Source organism: Erythrobacter colymbi, from assembly GCF_002155685.1.
GTDB lineage: Bacteria > Pseudomonadota > Alphaproteobacteria > Sphingomonadales > Sphingomonadaceae > Erythrobacter > Erythrobacter colymbi.
Map to the genome: position 1 here is coordinate 173,705 of NZ_MUYK01000004.1, position 15,344 is coordinate 189,048.

Genomic DNA, 15,344 nt, shown 5'->3' on the forward strand with positions numbered 1-15,344 from the left:
TGAGCTTGTCGAAGCCCTGCACTTTTCTTTATGCCCGCCGCCGAAGACGAAGGACAGCCCTTCGACAGGCTCAGGGCGAACGGGGTAAGTAGTTTGGCGCTGGCAACTGGCTCCACCATCGGCATTCTGGGCGGCGGGCAGCTGGGCCGGATGATGGCCGTCGCCGCCTTGCAGCTGGGCTACAAGGTGGTCGGCTACGCGCCCGAAGGCGACAATGTCGCGGCCGATGCCTGCTCGGATTTCATCACCGCCGATTGGGACGATGCCGAAGCGCTCGCGCGCTTCGCAGCGCTGTGCGACGTGGTCACGTGGGAGTTCGAGAACGTCCCCGTCGCCACGGTCCGCAGCCTGCCTGCCGCGCTGCTCGCCTGTCCGGTCGAGGCGCTCGAGGTGGCGCAGGACCGGCTGCGCGAGAAGGCCTTCGCGGCAGAGCTGGGCGGCGCGCCTGCGCCCTATGCGAAAGTCGAAAGCGCCGAAGATCTGGCCGCGGCCTTCGCCAGCGTCGGCATCCCCGGCATCCTCAAGACCGCGCGCGACGGCTATGACGGCAAGGGCCAGTGGCGCGTGCGCTCCACGATCGAGGCGGGCGCGCTCTCCTATCCGGGCGTCACCTGCATCTACGAAGGCTTCGTGACCTACGAGACCGAGTTCTCGGTGATCCTCGTGCGCGGCAAGGACGGGCAGGTGAAGTTCTGGGATTCGACTGCCAACATCCACGATGGCGGGATGCTGGCGCTTTCGGTGCTGCCTGCGGGCGCACTGGTCGAGGCGCAGGTTCCCGCCGCCCGCGAGCTCGCCCGCAAGGTGGCCGATGCGCTCGGCTATGTGGGCGTGCTGACGCTCGAATTCTTCGCCACCCGCGCCTATGGAGACAAGGGGGGCCCGGTGTTCAACGAGATGGCCCCGCGCGTCCACAACTCGGGCCACTGGACGATCGAGGGCGCGGCCACCAGCCAGTTCGAGAATCACATCCGCGCGATCTGTGGGCTGCCGCTCGGGGGCACCAAGACGCGGTTCGAGGCGATCGAGATGCGCAACATCGTCGGCGAGGATGCCCTCACCGCCCACGCGATCCTCGCCGAGCCGGGCGAGCCGCACCTCCACCTCTACGGCAAGCGCGAGGTGCGCGAGGGGCGCAAGATGGGCCACGTCACCCGCGTGGGGCACGCGGTAAAATGACCCCCGAGATCATGCTGATCTACGCCCGCGCCGCCAATGGCGCGATCGGCAAGGACGGCGACCTGCCGTGGCGGCTGCCGGCCGACCTCAAGCATTTCAAGGCGCTGACGCTCAGCAAACCGATGATCATGGGCCGCAAGACCTTCGAGAGCCTGCCGGGCCTGCTCCCCGGGCGGCGTCACATCGTCCTCACCCGCGATGCCGGATGGCGCGCCGAGGGGGCCGAGATCGCCGCAACGCTCGACGACGCGCTGGCCCTCGCGGGGGCCGGGCCCATCGCCATCATCGGCGGCGCGGCGGTGTTCGAGGCCTTCCTCCCGCGCGCCGACAGGGTCGAACTCACCCAGATCCACGCCGATTACGACGGCGACACCTTCATGCCCCTGCTCGGCCCCGAATGGCAGGAAACCGCACGCGAGGATCATGCAGCGGACGGAGCCTATCCCGCCTTCTCGTTCATCACCTATCGGAAGGGCGCGGCATGATCCGCAAGATCGGCATCGCCTTCGCCGTGCTGCTGGTGCTCGGCGCGGTGGGCTTCTTCGGCTTCGCCCCCGGCATGGCCGAGCGCAGCATGAACAAAATCGACGGCGAGCCCCTGCCCGCGATCAGCGCCGAGGCGCGCGCGCTCCACGCCACGCTCACCATCGTCGATCTCCATTCGGACACGCTGATGTGGCAGCGCAGCATGCTCGACCGCGCCGACCGTGGCCACATGGACCTGCCGCGCCTTCAGGACGGCCATGTCGCGCTGCAGGTGTTCTCAAGCGTCACCAAGACCCCGAAGAACCAGAACTACGACCGCAACAGCGCGGATGGCGACAACATCACGCCGCTGGTGATCGGGCAGCTCCAGCCGATGAAGACGTGGTTCTCGCTGCTCGAACGCGCGAAGTATCACGGCCGCAAGCTCGACGAGGCGGTGGAAGGATCGGGCGGCGATCTGCGCAAGGTCACCGATTCCGCCTCGCTCGACGCGCTGCTCGCCATGCGGGGCGACAAGACCAAGTGGTCCGCGCACCCCGAATCGGCCGCCACCCGCGTGCCCTCGCCCCCGGTCGGCGCGATCTTCAGCGCCGAGGGGCTCCACAGCCTCGAAGGCAATCTCGCCAATCTCGATGTGCTCTACGGCGCGGGGATGCGGATGGCGGGGCTGACGCATTTCTTCGACAACCAGCTCGCCGGATCGATGCATGGCGAGAGCAAGGGCGGGCTCACCCCCTTCGGCCGCGATGTCGTGCGGCGGATGGAGGCGCTCGGCATGGTGGTCGACATCGCCCATTGCAGCCATGCTTGCGTGAAGGACATCCTCGCGATGGCGCGCCGTCCGGTGGTCTCGAGCCACGGCGGCGTGCAGGCGACCTGCAAGGTCAACCGCAACCTCACCGACGAGGAGATCCGCGGCGTCGCGGCAACCGGAGGCGTTATCGGCATCGGCTACTGGGACGCGGCGATCTGCTCGACTGACCCGCGCGCCGCCGCCCGCGCGATGAAGCACGTGCGCGATCTCGTCGGCATCCAGCATGTCGCGCTGGGGAGCGACTATGACGGGGCGACGACGGTGCGCTTCGACACCGCCAACCTCGTCCACGTCACGCAGGCGCTGATGGACGAGGGCTTCACGCCTGAGGAAATCCGCGCGGTGATGGGCGGCAACGCCCTGCGGGTGCTGCGCGCGGGCCTCGCCCCGCAGGCCAAGCCGAAGGACCCTGCCTGATGCGCTGGCTCGATCACCGCGACCCCATGCCGGATTCGCTGCGCGGTGCGATCATCGCGCTCGGCAATTTCGACGGGTTCCACCGCGGGCATCAGGCCGTGGCGGGCGAGGCGATCGCCTGGGCCCACGCCGAGGGCCGCCCCTCGATCATCGCGACCTTCGATCCGCACCCGGTGCGCTTCTTCCGCCCCGATGTGCCGCCCTTCCGGCTGACGACGCTCGAGCAGCGGCAGGAGCTCTATCTGGCAGCGGGCGCGACCGCGATGCTGGTGTTCCACTTCGACGCCGAGCTCGCGGGGACGAGCGCGGAGGACTTCATCGCCAGGATCCTCGTCGAACGCTTCGGCGCGCATGGCGTGGTGACAGGCGGCGACTTCACCTTCGGCAAGGGCGCGAAAGGCAATGTCGATCTGCTGCGTGACTTCGGCGGCGATCTCGGGCTGCAATCGCGGGTCGTGACCGCCGTCAGCGAGGGGGACGAGGTCGTCTCCTCCAGCCGCATCCGCCAGGCCCTGCGCGACGGCGACCCGCAGCTCGCGGCGAGGCTGCTCACCCGGCCCTTCGCGATCCGCGGGATTGTCGAGCACGGCGACAAGCGCGGGCGCACCATCGGCTATCCCACCGCCAACCTCGGGGTCGAGAACTACCTGCGCCCCAAATACGGCATCTACGCCGTCACGGGCCGCATCCTTGCCACCGGCGAGGTGCTCAAAGGCGCCGCCAACATCGGCATCCGCCCCCAGTTCGAGCCGCCCAAGGAGCTGCTCGAGCCCTATTTCTTCGATTTCTCCGGCGACCTCTACGGGCAGGAGATCGAGATCGCCTTCCACCACTACCTGCGCGGCGAGGCGAAGTTCGATTCCCTCGACGCGCTGATCGAACAGATGGACAAGGACTGCGCCGAAGCGCGGCGGTTGCTCGGGTAGAAGAAGAAAAGGGTTTCACGCAGAGGCGCGGAGAAGAAGGGAGGCGCAGAGGTGTTGCCCTCTGCCGAAGGCACTCCCATCCCGTCGACGTTGCCACCGGCCGCAACGTTGGAAATCGGATGCGGCTTCGCCGCGGGCACAAACTCTCTGCGCCTCTGCTTCCTCTGCGACTCTGCGTGAAACCCTTTCCAACTCCTCCCAAGACAAATTGCGCAAAGCCCGCCCGCCCGCTAAGGCCCCGCGCACCATGAGCGACGATACCGCAGCGCGAGATTACCGGGACACCGTCTTCCTGCCGAAGACCGATTTCCCCATGAAGGCCGGCCTCCCCCAGAAGGAGCCGGGCATTGCCGCGCGCTGGCAGGAGATCGGGCTCTATGACGCGCTGCGCACCGCGCGCCGGGGGCGCGAGAAGTTCATCTTCCACGATGGCCCGCCCTACGCCAATGGCGACATGCATATCGGCCATGCGCTGAACCACATCCTCAAGGACATGGTCTGCCGCACCCAGAACCTGCTGGGCCGCGATGCGCCTTACGTGCCGGGCTGGGACTGCCACGGCCTCCCCATCGAATGGAAGGTCGAGGAGCAGTACCGCAAGGAGAAGAAGGACAAGCCCGTCCTCTCGGGCGCGGGGCGTGACGAGGCGGCGGTCAAGGCCTTCCGCGACGAATGCCGCGCCTATGCGCAGCACTGGGTCGACGTGCAGCGATCGCAGCTGAAGCGCCTCGGCATCATGGCCGATTGGGACCACCCCTACCTCACCATGCAGAAGGAGAGCGAGGCGGTGATCGTCGCCGAGCTGCTCAAGCTGGCCGAGGCGGGGAACCTCTATCGCGGCTCGAAGCCGGTGATGTGGTCGCCGGTCGAACAGACCGCGCTGGCCGAGGCGGAGGTCGAATACGAGGACATCACCTCGACCCAGATCGACGTGGCGTTCGAGATTATCGAGAGCCCGAACGCCCCTGAACTGGTTGGCGCCCACGCGGTGATCTGGACGACGACGCCGTGGACGATCCCGGTGAACCAGGCTTTGGCATATGGGCCGGAGGTTGAGTATGTGCTCGTTGAACTGCTGCCATTTGGCGGCGCGTTCGACGATACGAAAATTACACAGGAGCAGGCTGACGCGTGGTCCATCGAGCGCGAGAGGCTTCCCTCTCGAGTGTTGTTGGCGAAGTCCCTTCTTGAGGATGCTGAGAAGCGTCTGATGTATTGGATGGTTCGATTGTCGGAGCCGGTTTGGGCCGGCAAAGGCAAAGACCTCGCCGGCACCCTCGCCCGCCACCCGATGCACGCATTGGGCGGGTTCTACGCGGCCCCGCGCCCGCTGCTCCCCGGCGACTTCGTCACCACCGATAGCGGCACCGGCCTCGTCCACATGGCGCCCGATCACGGCGAGGACGACTTTGACCTTTGCAAAGCGAACGGCATCAACCCCGTCTTCGCGGTGATGAACGACGGGCGCTACCGCGACGACTGGGGCTGGCTCGGCGCTGCCGACGAGCGGCGCATGAGCGTCATCAACCCCAAGTTCAACGCCCCCGACGGCCCGATCTGTTCCGACCTGCGCGAAGCGGGCGCGCTGCTCGCCGCGAGTGCCGACTACGCGCATTCCTACCCCCACTCGTGGCGCTCCAAGGCCAAGGTGATTTTTCGGTGTACCCCGCAGTGGTTCGTGCCGATGGACAAGCCGCTGGCCGATGGCGCGACCCTGCGCGACACCGCCCTCGCCGAAATCGCGCGGGTAGAATTCATCCCCGAAAAGGGCCGCAATCGCATCGGCGCGATGGTCGAGGGGCGGCCCGACTGGGTGCTCTCCCGCCAGCGCGCCTGGGGCGTGCCGATCACGCTGTTCGTGCGGGCCGATGGCTCCTATCTGCAAGACCCCGCCGTCAACGCCCGCATCGTCGCCGCCGTGAACGCGGAAGGCATGGACGCGTGGAACAGCGCCAACAAGGCCGCCTTCCTCGGCCCCGATTACGACCCCGCTGAATTCGAGATGGTCACCGACATTCTCGACGTGTGGTTCGATAGCGGCTGCACCCACGCCTTCGTTCTGGAATCGGGGCGCTGGCCTGACCTGCAATGGCCCGCCAACCTCTACCTCGAAGGATCGGACCAGCACCGCGGCTGGTTCCAGTCCTCGCTGCTGCAATCCTGCGCCACCCGCGGCCGCGCGCCCTATGACCAGATCCTCACCCACGGCTTCACAATGGATGCCAAGGGCAAGAAGATGTCGAAGAGCCTCGGCAACACGGTCGATCCGCTCAAGGTGATGGAAACCTACGGCGCGGACATCATCCGGCTGTGGGCACTGTCGGTCGACTTCACCGAGGATCACCGCATCGGCGACGAGATCCTCAAGGGCGTCGGCGACCAGTACCGCAAGCTGCGCAACACCTTCCGCTACCTGCTCGGCGCGCTCGACGGGTTCGTGGGCGACATGAGCGATGCGGGCGAGCTGCCCGAGCTCGAGGTCTATATCCTCGCGCTGCTGAAGGAGCTGGACGGCAAGTTGAAGGCTGCGGCCGAGGCCTACGACTTCAACACCTACACCCGTCTGCTGGTGGACTTCTGCAACGAGGACCTCAGCGCCTTCTTCTTCGATATCCGCAAGGACAGTCTCTACTGCGACGGGCCGGACTCGGACACGCGCAACGCCTATCGCACCGTGCTCGACCTGCTGTTCCACGCGCTGGTGCGCTATGCCGCACCGGTGCTGGTGTTCACCGCGGAGGAAGTGTGGCTCAGCCGCTATCCCGAGGATGGCGAGGCGGACGAGAGTGGGCAGCGCGGGAGCGTCCACCTGCTCGAATGGCCGAGCGTGCCGGGCGTGGTGGTCGAGACCGCCAAGTGGGAACAGCTGCGCAGCTTGCGCGATGCGGTCAACGAGGCGATCGAGCCGCTGCGGCGCGACAAGACCATCCGCTCCAGCCTCGAAGCCGAAGTCACCGTGCCCGCCGCGATGGTGCCCGAGGGTGTCACGGACGAACAGCTCGCCGAGCTGTTCATCACCGCGACAGTCACCCGCGGGCAGGGCGAGGGCGTGACCGTCTCCAAGAGCCACCACCACAAGTGCGGCCGCTGCTGGCGCCTCCTGCCCGACGTGGCGGAAGAAGGCGCGCTGTGCGGGCGCTGCGATGACGTGGTGAGCCAGATGGACGCGCCGGAGAGCTTGGGGGCATGAGCGAGCTGTTCACCCGCAACCGCCTGATCGGCCTCGCGCTGGCGGCGCTGGTGGCGCTGATCGACCAGGCGGTGAAGTGGTACGTCATCGGACCGCTCCAGCTGCGGCAGGTGCTCAAGATCGACCTGCTGCCGTTCTTCGACCTCACCTACACCGAGAACCGCGGCGTCTCGCTCGGCATGTTCGAGGCGAGCAGCATGGAAACCCGCTGGGCGCTGGTGGCTGTCACCGCGGGGATCGCGCTGATGGTGCTGTTGTGGATGATGCGTGAGAAGAAGCTCGCCGACATCGCTGGGCTCGCGCTGATCCTCGGCGGGGCGCTGGGCAACATCCGCGACCGCTATGATCTGGGCTATGTGATCGACTTCGCCGACTTCCACATCGGCACCTTCCGCCCGTTCCTGATCTTCAACGTAGCCGACGCCGCGATCACCATCGGCGTCGTCATTATCCTTGCCCGCAGCCTGCTGGTGCGCGACAAGGACACCACATCAACCGGGGAGACACCCCGTGGAGAGGCCCAAGATGCGTAAGACTGCCCCCCTGATCCTGCTGGCCGGCGCTTCGGCGATGCTTGCTGCCTGTGGCAGCGATGGCGGGGTGTTCGACCGCGCCCGTCCGGACGAGTTCGCCGTGCAGCGTCAGGCGCCGCTGGTGGTGCCGCCCGATTTCACCCTGACCCCGCCCGCCCCCGGCGCCCCGCGCCCGGCGGAAGGCACCGCTTCGGAGCAGGCGCTCGACGCCCTGTTCGGCGGCCCCGCCCCGCGCAGCCGCGTGGAAGCGAGCGTGCTCGACCGCGCCGGCAAGGCCGAGCCGAGCATCCGCAGCCAAGTCGGCGACACCGGCACCAACACCGTCGCCAAGGGCCGCGTGACCCGTGACATCGTCGCCGCGCCCGAAGGTGACGGCCAGTCGGCCTCGACGGTAATCCCTTCTTGATGTGCCGCACGCCTCCGGCGTGCGAAATCCTCGCTTACGCGGCCTGAAGGCCGCATCCCTGCGGGCGGCCGTTCGGCCTTGCGGCCGCTACGCTGCCGATGCTCTTGCTCTGGCAAAGAGGACAGGAACAGGTTTCCCCTATTCCCCCTCGCGCTCCCGGCTCACCAGCAGCTTGTCGATCCGGCGGCCGTCCATGTCGACCACCTCGAAGCGCCAGCCCTGGTCGTGGAAGTGCTCGCCTTCGTGGGGGAGCTTCTTGAGCACCGACAGGGCATAGCCCGCCGCGGTGCCGAATTCGCGGTCCTCGCCATATTCGAGGCCCAGCCGGTCAGCCAAGGCGTCGGCTGACAGCGAGCCCGAGACCAGCAGCGAGCCGTCCTCGCGCTCGACAACGCTCGGCAGGTCGCCATCATCCGAATCGCTCGCGAAGTTGCCGACGATCGCGGTGAGCAGGTCGACCGGCGTGACGATGCCCTCGAAGTGGCCGTATTCGTCGTGCACCACCGCCATCGCCACCTCGGCCTGCTGGAGCACCCGCAGCGCATCCATCGCGTCGAGCTGGTCGGGCACCACCTCGACCTTGCGCATCATCTCGCGCAAGGGTGCGGGGCGGCCGGCGACCAGCGCGGCGAGCACGTCGCGCACCTTGACCACGCCGAGGATCGTGTCGGGCGAGCCTTCCGCGACGGGGAGCAGCGAGTGGGTGCTCTCCTCGATCGTCTGGCGGATTTCCTCCGCGTCGGCATCGGCCTCGATCCAGTCGATCTCCATGCGCGGGGTCATCATCTCGCGCACCGGGCGCTCGGCCAGACGGACGACGCCGGTGAGGAGCTGGCGCTGTTCGTCCTCGATCACGCCGGAGCGGGTCGCCTCGGCAAAGATCATCTGCAACTCTTCGGCGGTGACCGAATCCGTGTTGCCGCCGGTCAGCCCGAACAGGCGGATCACCGCGGCCGAGCTGGTATCGAGCAGCCACACCAGCGGCGCGGCGGCTTTTGCCATGAAGGCCATCGGGCGCGCCATCACCAGCGACACCGGCACCGCGGCGCGCAGGGCAAGCTGCTTGGGCACAAGCTCGCCGACGATCAGGGAGAGATAGGTGGTGAAGGCGATCACCAGCGCAAAGCCGATTTCGGGGGCATATTCCGCCGGCACGCCGACGGCCTCAAGGCGCTCGCCCACCGGCCCGCCGAGGCTTGCGCCCGAATAGGCGCCGGCGATGATGCCGATGAGGGTGATGCCGATCTGCACGGTCGAGAGGAACTTGCCCGGATCGGCGGCGAGCTGGATCGCCAGCCGTGCGCTGGTCGACCCGGCCTCAGCCTTGGCCTCGAGCGCGCTGCTCTTGGCCGAGACGATGGCAAGCTCGGACATGGCGAAAACGCCGTTGATCACGACGAGCACCACGATGATCGCGAGGTCGGTCCAGGGAAAAGGTGTCACGCCCGCCGCGCTAGCACAATCCGGCCAAGTTGCCAGCCACGCAGCGCAAGCCCGGCATTACGGATCGCCGACGATACTGAACGATTGTCAGCTTCCTTGTTCAACATGGGTCAAGGATGCGCAGCCCAATTGCGCCTAGTCCCACCGGAACGACGTCTTGCCGCCATAGGGGCGGCATGGCATCGTCACCGAGACGAGAAAAGGGAGGCAAAGAACATGAAGATTTCGCGGATTCTCAAGACCGGCACTGCAGCCATCGCCCTACTGGCGACCACCACGGCCTGCGTCACCGATCCCAACACCGGCGAGAAGAAGATTTCGCGCACCGCCATCGGCGTGGGCCTCGGCGGCACGCTCGGCTATCTGCTGGGCGGCGCGATCGGCGGCAACACCGGGCGCATCATCGGCGCGGGCATCGGCGGTTCGGCCGGCGCGGTGATCGGCAAGCAGTATGACGACCAGATCAAGGAACTGAAGGAACAGACCGCCGGCAGCGGCGTCGATGTCGAGGAAGTGGGCGATCAGGACGCGATCCTCGTCCGTCTGCCCGACGGCGTGACCTTCGCGACCGGCTCGGCGGCGATCAACCCCGGCTTCCTCGACACGCTCAACAGCGTCGCCGAGAGCCTGATCAAGTACCCGAACAGCCTGATCGACGTTTACGGCTTCACCGACACCACGGGTTCGCCCGCCACCAACCAGGCGCTGTCCGAGCGGCGCGCACAGGCGGTCGCCGACTACCTCGCCGCACGCGGCGTGGCCCGCGCGCGCATGGCGACCAAGGGCTATGGCGAGCAGTACGACTACCTGCGCGTGAAGACCGGCGACAACGTCAACGAACCGCTCAACCGCCGGGTCGAGATCAAGATCATCCCGGTCAGCCAGCAGGACGTGCAGGCGGCCCGTTCGGGTAACTGATCATCAGGTAAAGACACTGGACGGGCTGCCTTCGCGGGCGGCCCGTCTTGCATTTCAGCGCAGCGCCTTCGCCCGTTCCGCCAGCCGCTCGACCGCGGCGGCGTGGATTGCCGGGGAGCATACCAGCACGCCGAAGTCCCGCGGGTCGTGCTTGTTGTAGGCGAGCGGGTGGCCGAAGGCATCGGTGACCTCAGCCCCCGCCTCGCGCGCGATCAGGGTTGCCGCGGCGATGTCCCATTCGAAGCCCCAGCGCAAAGTCGCCACCAGATCGGCTTCGTCCGCGGCGACCATCGCGATCCGCAAGGCGATCGAGTTGGGCTGCTCGACCATCACGAGGTCGGTGTCTTCCTTGGGCAGGCCGACGGTCGGCACCCGCGCGCCGGCGAACTCGGTGCGGGTGCTCGCCCGGAGGGTCTCGCCATTGCGCGTCGCGCCCTGCCCCGCGACCGCGATCCACTCCTCGCCGCGCGCAGGGGCAGAGAGCATCCCGATCAGCGGCCGGCCCGAGCTCACCAGCGCCACCGACACCGCCCAGCCCGGCCGCCCGCGCACGAAATCGCGGGTGCCGTCGATCGGATCGACCAGCCAGATCAGCCCGCTCTGCGTGCGCGCCTTGTCGTCGGCGGTTTCCTCCGAAAGCCACGCGGCGGACGGCAGCAAGCGGCCCAGCTCGCGCTTCAGAAAACGGTCGACCTCGAGATCGGCCTCGCTCACCGGATTGCCCGGGGTCTTGTCCCAGCTGTGCAGGTCATGCCCCGCCCCCGGCCAGCGCGAATGGGCGATCCTGCCCGCCTCGCGGACAATGGCCTGAAGATGGTCCCTGTCAATCATGAGAGGCGCCCGTGTTGGCGCTGCACAGGGCACTTTTCAAGAGGGACGATCCGTGCTTAGGCCCCGCGTGGACGAACCTCTCCCCCAGGAACTTATCGAAGGGATCGATACGCAATGAACGTTCACGAATATCAGGCCAAGGAACTGCTCGCCAAGCACGGGATCGCGGTCCCCGCAGGCCATGCCGCGCTCAGCGTCGAAGAAGCGGTGGAAGCCGCCAAGAAGCTGCCCGGGCCGCTCTATGTCGTGAAGGCGCAGATCCACGCGGGCGGCCGCGGCAAGGGCAAGTTCAAGGAACTCCCCGCCGACGCCAAGGGCGGCGTGCGCCTCGCCAAGAGCCTCGATGAAGTGCGCGCCCACGCCGAGGAAATGCTCGGCAACACGCTGGTCACCGTGCAGACGGGCGAAGCGGGCAAGCAGGTGAACCGCCTCTACATCACCGACGGCGTCGACATCGCCAAGGAATACTACCTCTCGCTGCTGGTCGACCGCGCGAGCGGCCGCGTTGCCTTCGTCGTCTCAACCGAAGGCGGCATGGACATCGAGACCGTGGCGCATGACACGCCGCACCTCATCACCACCTTCAGCGTCGATCCGGCGCAGGGCTTCCAGCCGCACCACGGCCGCGCCGTGGCCTTCGCGCTGAAGCTTCAGGGCGATCTCAACAAGCAGGCGCAGAAGCTCGCCAAGCAGCTCTACGACGCCTTCCTCGCCACCGATTGCGAGATGCTCGAAATCAACCCGCTGGTCGAAAGCGAAGACGGCAAGCTGCTGGTGCTCGACGCCAAGATGAGCTTCGACGGCAACGCCCTCTACCGCCACCCCGACATCGAAGCCCTGCGCGACGAGACCGAGGATGACCCGGCCGAAGTCGAAGCGAGCGAATACGACCTCGCCTACATCAAGCTCGACGGCAACATCGGCTGCATGGTGAACGGCGCAGGCCTCGCGATGGCGACGATGGACATCATCAAGCTCAATGGCGCCTTCCCTGCCAACTTCCTCGACGTGGGCGGCGGCGCCACCACCGAGAAGGTCACCGCGGCCTTCAAGATCATCCTCAAGGACCCGGCGGTCGAGGGCATCCTCGTCAACATCTTCGGCGGGATCATGAAGTGCGACGTGATCGCCAACGGGATCGTGCAGGCCGCGAAGGACGTGAACCTCCAGGTTCCGCTGGTCGTGCGCCTCGAAGGCACCAACGTGGCCGAAGGCAAGGCGATCCTCGCCAACTCGGGCCTCGCGATCGTCCCCGCCGACAACCTCGGCGATGCGGCGAAGAAGATCGTCGCGGAAGTGAAGAAGGCCGCCTGAGACGGCGTGAATACATCCCGGGCGGGGCTGGTCTCGTATCACCCTCGCCCGGCCAAAACTGCGGCTCGCCTCGCTTGACGTTTACGTAAACGCAAGCTAGGCGGGCGGCCAAAGGCGCTGTCAGGCGTCACGTGATTCTTTGAGAGGAAGGACAAGCCATGAAGATCCTCGTCCCCGTCAAGCGGGTGATCGATTACAACGTCAAGCCGCGGGTCAAGGCCGACGGCACCGGCGTCGACCTCGCCAACGTCAAGATGAGCATGAACCCGTTCGACGAGATCGCGGTCGAGGAAGCCATCCGCCTCAAGGAAAAGGGCGCAGGCACCGAGATCGTGGCTGTCTCCATCGGCCCGGCCAAGGCGCAGGAAACCCTGCGCACCGCGCTCGCCATGGGTGCCGACCGCGCGATCCTCGTCGAGACCGAAGAGGAAGTCGAGCCGCTGGCAGTCGCCAAGATTTTGAAGGCTATCGCTGACGAAGAGCAGCCCGGCCTCGTGATCTTGGGCAAGCAGTCGATCAGCGACGACAGCAACCAGACCGGCCAGATGCTCGCCGCTCTCATGGGCCGTCCGCAGGGCACCTTCGCCAACACCGTCGAAGTCGACGGCGACAGCGTGGTCGTGAAGCGCGAAGTCGATGGCGGTCTCCAGACCGTGAAGCTCGCCCTCCCCGCGATCGTCACCACCGACCTTCGCCTCAACGAGCCGCGCTATGCGTCGCTGCCGAACATCATGAAGGCCAAGCAGAAGCCGCTCGCGACCAAGACCGCGGCCGATTACGGCGTCGACCTGACCCCGCGTCTCAAGACGCTCAAGGTCACCGAGCCCGCCGTGCGCCAGGCCGGCGTCAAAGTCGCCGACGTCGCCGAGCTGGTCGAGAAGATCAAGGCGCTCGGCATCGCCTGAGCCCGCCACGGTATTTGAGAGGTTATTCCCATGAAGACTCTGGTTCTCGTCGAACATGACAACACCAAGGTGCAGGATGCCACGCTGGCCGTGGTGACCGCCGCATCGAAGCTGGGCGAAGTGCACCTGCTGGTCGCCGGCCACAATTGCGGTGCGGTTGCCGAGGCTGCCGCTAGAATCGCGGGCGTGGGCAAGGTCCACGTCGCGGATGACGCCGCCTATGCCAATGGCCTGGCCGAAAACGTCGCCCCGCTCGCCGCCGCGCTGATGGCCGATCACGACGCCTTCCTCGCGCCGGCCACCACGCAGGGCAAGAACGTCGCCCCGCGCGTCGCTGCGCACCTCGACGTGATGCAGATCAGCGAGATCCTGTCGGTCGAAGGCCCCAAGACCTTCACCCGCCCGATCTACGCCGGCAACGCCATCGCTACCGTCGAATCGACCGATGCCAAGCTGGTCATCACCGTGCGCGGCACCGCCTTCGAAAAGGCGGCGACCGAGGGTGGTTCGGGCACTATCGAGGCCGTCAGCGGCCCGGGTGACGCCGGCACCTCGAGCTTCGTCAGCTCGGAAATCGCCAAGAGCGAGCGTCCGGAACTGACCAGCGCCAAGGTGATCGTCTCGGGCGGCCGCGCGCTCAAGGACGCGGAAACCTTCGAGGCGACAATCACGCCGCTCGCCGACAAGCTCGGCGCCGCCATCGGCGCGAGCCGCGCTGCGGTCGATGCGGGCTATGTCCCCAACGACTACCAGGTCGGCCAGACCGGCAAGATCGTCGCGCCGGAAGTCTACTTCGCCATCGGCATCTCGGGCGCGATCCAGCACCTTGCCGGGATGAAGGACTCCAAGGTCATCATCGCCATCAACAAGGACGAGGACGCCCCGATCTTCCAGGTCGCCGACGTGGGCCTCGTGACCGACCTGTTCACCGCGGTGCCGGAGCTGACTGCCGCACTTTAAGCGGTTCATCGCAAAGGTCTTTATCTTGAAAAGAACCTCCGGCAGTCTGGCATGACTGTCGGAGGTTTTTTCATGCGTCGCACCCTTATTGCCCTGTTTGCCACCCTCGCCGCCACCCCTGCCCTCGCCGCGCCGGAGACCGTCGCCATGCCCGCAGGGCCGTGGGAAGCCTCCTTCGAAGGGGGCATCTGCCGGATGCAACGCGCCTTCGAGGCGGGCGGCCAGCCGCATCTCCTGATCCTCGAACAGAACGCCCCGGGCCGCGCGGTCGGGATTGCGCTGGCGGGCCCCTCGCTCGCCGGCCTCGACGAGGGCGCGCCGCTGCGCGTCACCCTCGCCGCGAGCGATGACGGGTTCGACAAGCAGGCGCGGATCGAGCCTAACAACCGGTTCGGCCACGTCGCCGTGCTCAACGGGGTGTGGCTGGCCGACGGGGTCGATGCCGAGGGTAGCAATCGCAGCCGCATCGATACCGGCGCGGCGCAGTTCGTGGAGCGGATCGCGGTCTCGCAGGGCGGGAGGAGCGTCGCCTTCGCCACCGGATCGCTGACCGATGCCGCCGAGGCGCTCAACGGATGCACCGCGCAGATCCTGCGCAGCTGGGGCCTCGATCCCGCGCAGCAATATGGCTTGCAGCAAGCCGCGCAGCCTGCCGAGCCCGCGAAGCTCACCAAGGAAATGCGGGAAGCCTACCCGCGCGGTGCAGCACGCGGGCTTCGCAGCGGCCCGCTCGAAGTGGTGGCGCTGGTCGACGAGAAGGGGACCGCGACCGCGTGCAAGGTCGTTGCCGTTTCGCCCTGGTCCGATCTCGACGCGGCGACCTGCGAAGCGCTTACCAAGGCGCGATACACCCCCGCGCGCGATGCCGAGGGCCGCGCAGTCGCCTCGTTCTGGACGACGCGGGTGAACTTCTTCGCCACCGAATACGAGAAAGAAACACGGCGGCCCTAGGCGGGCCCGTCGCAGCGCGGGAGCGTAAAAGGCTTTATTCTCGGGCGAATATCCGTCACGCTGGCGCGACG

Annotated in this window: 14 protein-coding genes; 12 read left to right on the forward strand and 2 right to left on the reverse strand. The window is 67.1% G+C overall.

The features are described 5' to 3' along the window. Positions 1 to 30: 30 nt before the first annotated feature. The 7 genes from BZF57_RS10440 (at position 31) to BZF57_RS10470 (ending at position 7,951) form a co-directional block, all read left to right on the forward strand. The gene (locus tag BZF57_RS10440; protein WP_086737494.1) at positions 31 to 1,179 is read left to right on the forward strand and encodes a 5-(carboxyamino)imidazole ribonucleotide synthase; all 1,149 of its coding nucleotides are present in this window, start codon (positions 31 to 33) and stop codon (positions 1,177 to 1,179) included. Further along, the gene (locus BZF57_RS10445) at positions 1,176 to 1,664 is read left to right on the forward strand and encodes a dihydrofolate reductase (RefSeq protein WP_086737496.1); all 489 of its coding nucleotides are present in this window, start codon (positions 1,176 to 1,178) and stop codon (positions 1,662 to 1,664) included. Before BZF57_RS10440 ends, BZF57_RS10445 begins: the two co-directional genes overlap by 4 nt. Continuing rightward, entirely contained in the window at positions 1,661 to 2,896 is a 1,236-nt protein-coding gene (locus tag BZF57_RS10450) for a dipeptidase (RefSeq protein ID WP_086737499.1), read from the forward strand. The genes BZF57_RS10445 and BZF57_RS10450 overlap by 4 nt, the downstream gene beginning before the upstream one ends. After that, the gene (locus tag BZF57_RS10455) at positions 2,896 to 3,822 is read left to right on the forward strand and encodes a bifunctional riboflavin kinase/FAD synthetase (protein WP_086737502.1); all 927 of its coding nucleotides are present in this window, start codon (positions 2,896 to 2,898) and stop codon (positions 3,820 to 3,822) included. The genes BZF57_RS10450 and BZF57_RS10455 overlap by 1 nt, the downstream gene beginning before the upstream one ends. A 247-nt stretch (positions 3,823 to 4,069) precedes the next feature. After that, entirely contained in the window at positions 4,070 to 7,012 is a 2,943-nt protein-coding gene (gene ileS, locus BZF57_RS10460) for an isoleucine--tRNA ligase (protein WP_086737504.1), read from the forward strand. Next, a complete protein-coding gene (lspA, locus tag BZF57_RS10465; protein WP_086737506.1) occupies positions 7,009 to 7,545 on the forward strand; it encodes a signal peptidase II in 537 nt (178 codons plus the stop codon). The genes ileS and lspA overlap by 4 nt, the downstream gene beginning before the upstream one ends. Then, a complete protein-coding gene (locus tag BZF57_RS10470) occupies positions 7,538 to 7,951 on the forward strand; it encodes a DUF3035 domain-containing protein (protein ID WP_086737508.1) in 414 nt (137 codons plus the stop codon). Before lspA ends, BZF57_RS10470 begins: the two co-directional genes overlap by 8 nt. 138 nt (positions 7,952 to 8,089) lie before the next feature. Here BZF57_RS10470 and BZF57_RS10475 read toward each other — a convergent pair whose 3' ends face one another. Further along, the gene (locus tag BZF57_RS10475) at positions 8,090 to 9,394 is read right to left on the reverse strand and encodes a hemolysin family protein (RefSeq protein WP_086737510.1); all 1,305 of its coding nucleotides are present in this window, start codon (positions 9,392 to 9,394) and stop codon (positions 8,090 to 8,092) included. A gap of 216 nt (positions 9,395 to 9,610) precedes the next feature. Here BZF57_RS10475 and BZF57_RS10480 point away from each other — a divergent pair, with 216 nt between their 5' ends. Continuing rightward, positions 9,611 to 10,312, forward strand: coding sequence for a YiaD family glycine zipper/OmpA-like lipoprotein (locus BZF57_RS10480; protein ID WP_086737512.1), 702 nt, complete (start codon positions 9,611 to 9,613; stop codon positions 10,310 to 10,312). Between the two features lie 54 nt (positions 10,313 to 10,366). On the opposite strand, the gene BZF57_RS10485 is transcribed toward BZF57_RS10480, so the two are convergent. After that, positions 10,367 to 11,143 carry a 3'(2'),5'-bisphosphate nucleotidase CysQ gene (locus tag BZF57_RS10485; RefSeq protein WP_086737514.1) on the reverse strand — a complete coding sequence of 259 codons (777 nt, stop codon included), beginning with the start codon at positions 11,141 to 11,143 and terminating at the stop codon, positions 10,367 to 10,369. A gap of 114 nt (positions 11,144 to 11,257) precedes the next feature. On the opposite strand from BZF57_RS10485, the gene sucC reads away from it, so the two are divergent. The 4 genes from sucC to BZF57_RS10505 all read left to right on the forward strand — a co-directional run bounded on the left by sucC (position 11,258) and on the right by BZF57_RS10505 (position 15,273). After that, on the forward strand, positions 11,258 to 12,457 hold the full coding sequence (gene sucC / locus BZF57_RS10490) for an ADP-forming succinate--CoA ligase subunit beta (RefSeq protein WP_086737516.1): 1,200 nt from the start codon (positions 11,258 to 11,260) through the stop codon (positions 12,455 to 12,457). Positions 12,458 to 12,615: 158 nt separating this feature from the next. Continuing rightward, on the forward strand, positions 12,616 to 13,362 hold the full coding sequence (locus BZF57_RS10495) for an electron transfer flavoprotein subunit beta/FixA family protein (protein WP_086737518.1): 747 nt from the start codon (positions 12,616 to 12,618) through the stop codon (positions 13,360 to 13,362). Between the two features lie 30 nt (positions 13,363 to 13,392). Further along, positions 13,393 to 14,322, forward strand: a complete 930-nt coding sequence (locus BZF57_RS10500) for an electron transfer flavoprotein subunit alpha/FixB family protein (RefSeq protein WP_086737520.1) — start codon at positions 13,393 to 13,395, stop codon at positions 14,320 to 14,322. A gap of 72 nt (positions 14,323 to 14,394) precedes the next feature. After that, positions 14,395 to 15,273: an energy transducer TonB gene (locus BZF57_RS10505; protein ID WP_162290991.1), complete on the forward strand. Its 879-nt coding sequence runs from the start codon at positions 14,395 to 14,397 to the stop codon at positions 15,271 to 15,273. The last annotated feature ends 71 nt before the right edge of the window (positions 15,274 to 15,344 follow it).

Excerpts from the sequence above, each read along its gene's own strand:
- lspA (WP_086737506.1), top strand. The coding sequence starts at position 7,009 with ATGAGCGAGCTGTTCACCCGCAACCGCCTGATCGGCCTCGCGCTGGCG.
- BZF57_RS10495 (WP_086737518.1), top strand. The coding sequence starts at position 12,616 with ATGAAGATCCTCGTCCCCGTCAAGCGGGTGATCGATTACAACGTCAAG.
- BZF57_RS10485 (WP_086737514.1), bottom strand. The coding sequence starts at position 11,143 with ATGATTGACAGGGACCATCTTCAGGCCATTGTCCGCGAGGCGGGCAGG.
- ileS (WP_086737504.1), top strand. The coding sequence starts at position 4,070 with ATGAGCGACGATACCGCAGCGCGAGATTACCGGGACACCGTCTTCCTG.
- BZF57_RS10455 (WP_086737502.1), top strand. The coding sequence starts at position 2,896 with ATGCGCTGGCTCGATCACCGCGACCCCATGCCGGATTCGCTGCGCGGT.
- sucC (WP_086737516.1), top strand. The coding sequence starts at position 11,258 with ATGAACGTTCACGAATATCAGGCCAAGGAACTGCTCGCCAAGCACGGG.
- BZF57_RS10440 (WP_086737494.1), top strand. The coding sequence starts at position 31 with ATGCCCGCCGCCGAAGACGAAGGACAGCCCTTCGACAGGCTCAGGGCG.
- BZF57_RS10450 (WP_086737499.1), top strand. The coding sequence starts at position 1,661 with ATGATCCGCAAGATCGGCATCGCCTTCGCCGTGCTGCTGGTGCTCGGC.
- BZF57_RS10470 (WP_086737508.1), top strand. The coding sequence starts at position 7,538 with ATGCGTAAGACTGCCCCCCTGATCCTGCTGGCCGGCGCTTCGGCGATG.
- BZF57_RS10505 (WP_162290991.1), top strand. The coding sequence starts at position 14,395 with ATGCGTCGCACCCTTATTGCCCTGTTTGCCACCCTCGCCGCCACCCCT.
- BZF57_RS10500 (WP_086737520.1), top strand. The coding sequence starts at position 13,393 with ATGAAGACTCTGGTTCTCGTCGAACATGACAACACCAAGGTGCAGGAT.
- BZF57_RS10445 (WP_086737496.1), top strand. The coding sequence starts at position 1,176 with ATGACCCCCGAGATCATGCTGATCTACGCCCGCGCCGCCAATGGCGCG.
- BZF57_RS10480 (WP_086737512.1), top strand. The coding sequence starts at position 9,611 with ATGAAGATTTCGCGGATTCTCAAGACCGGCACTGCAGCCATCGCCCTA.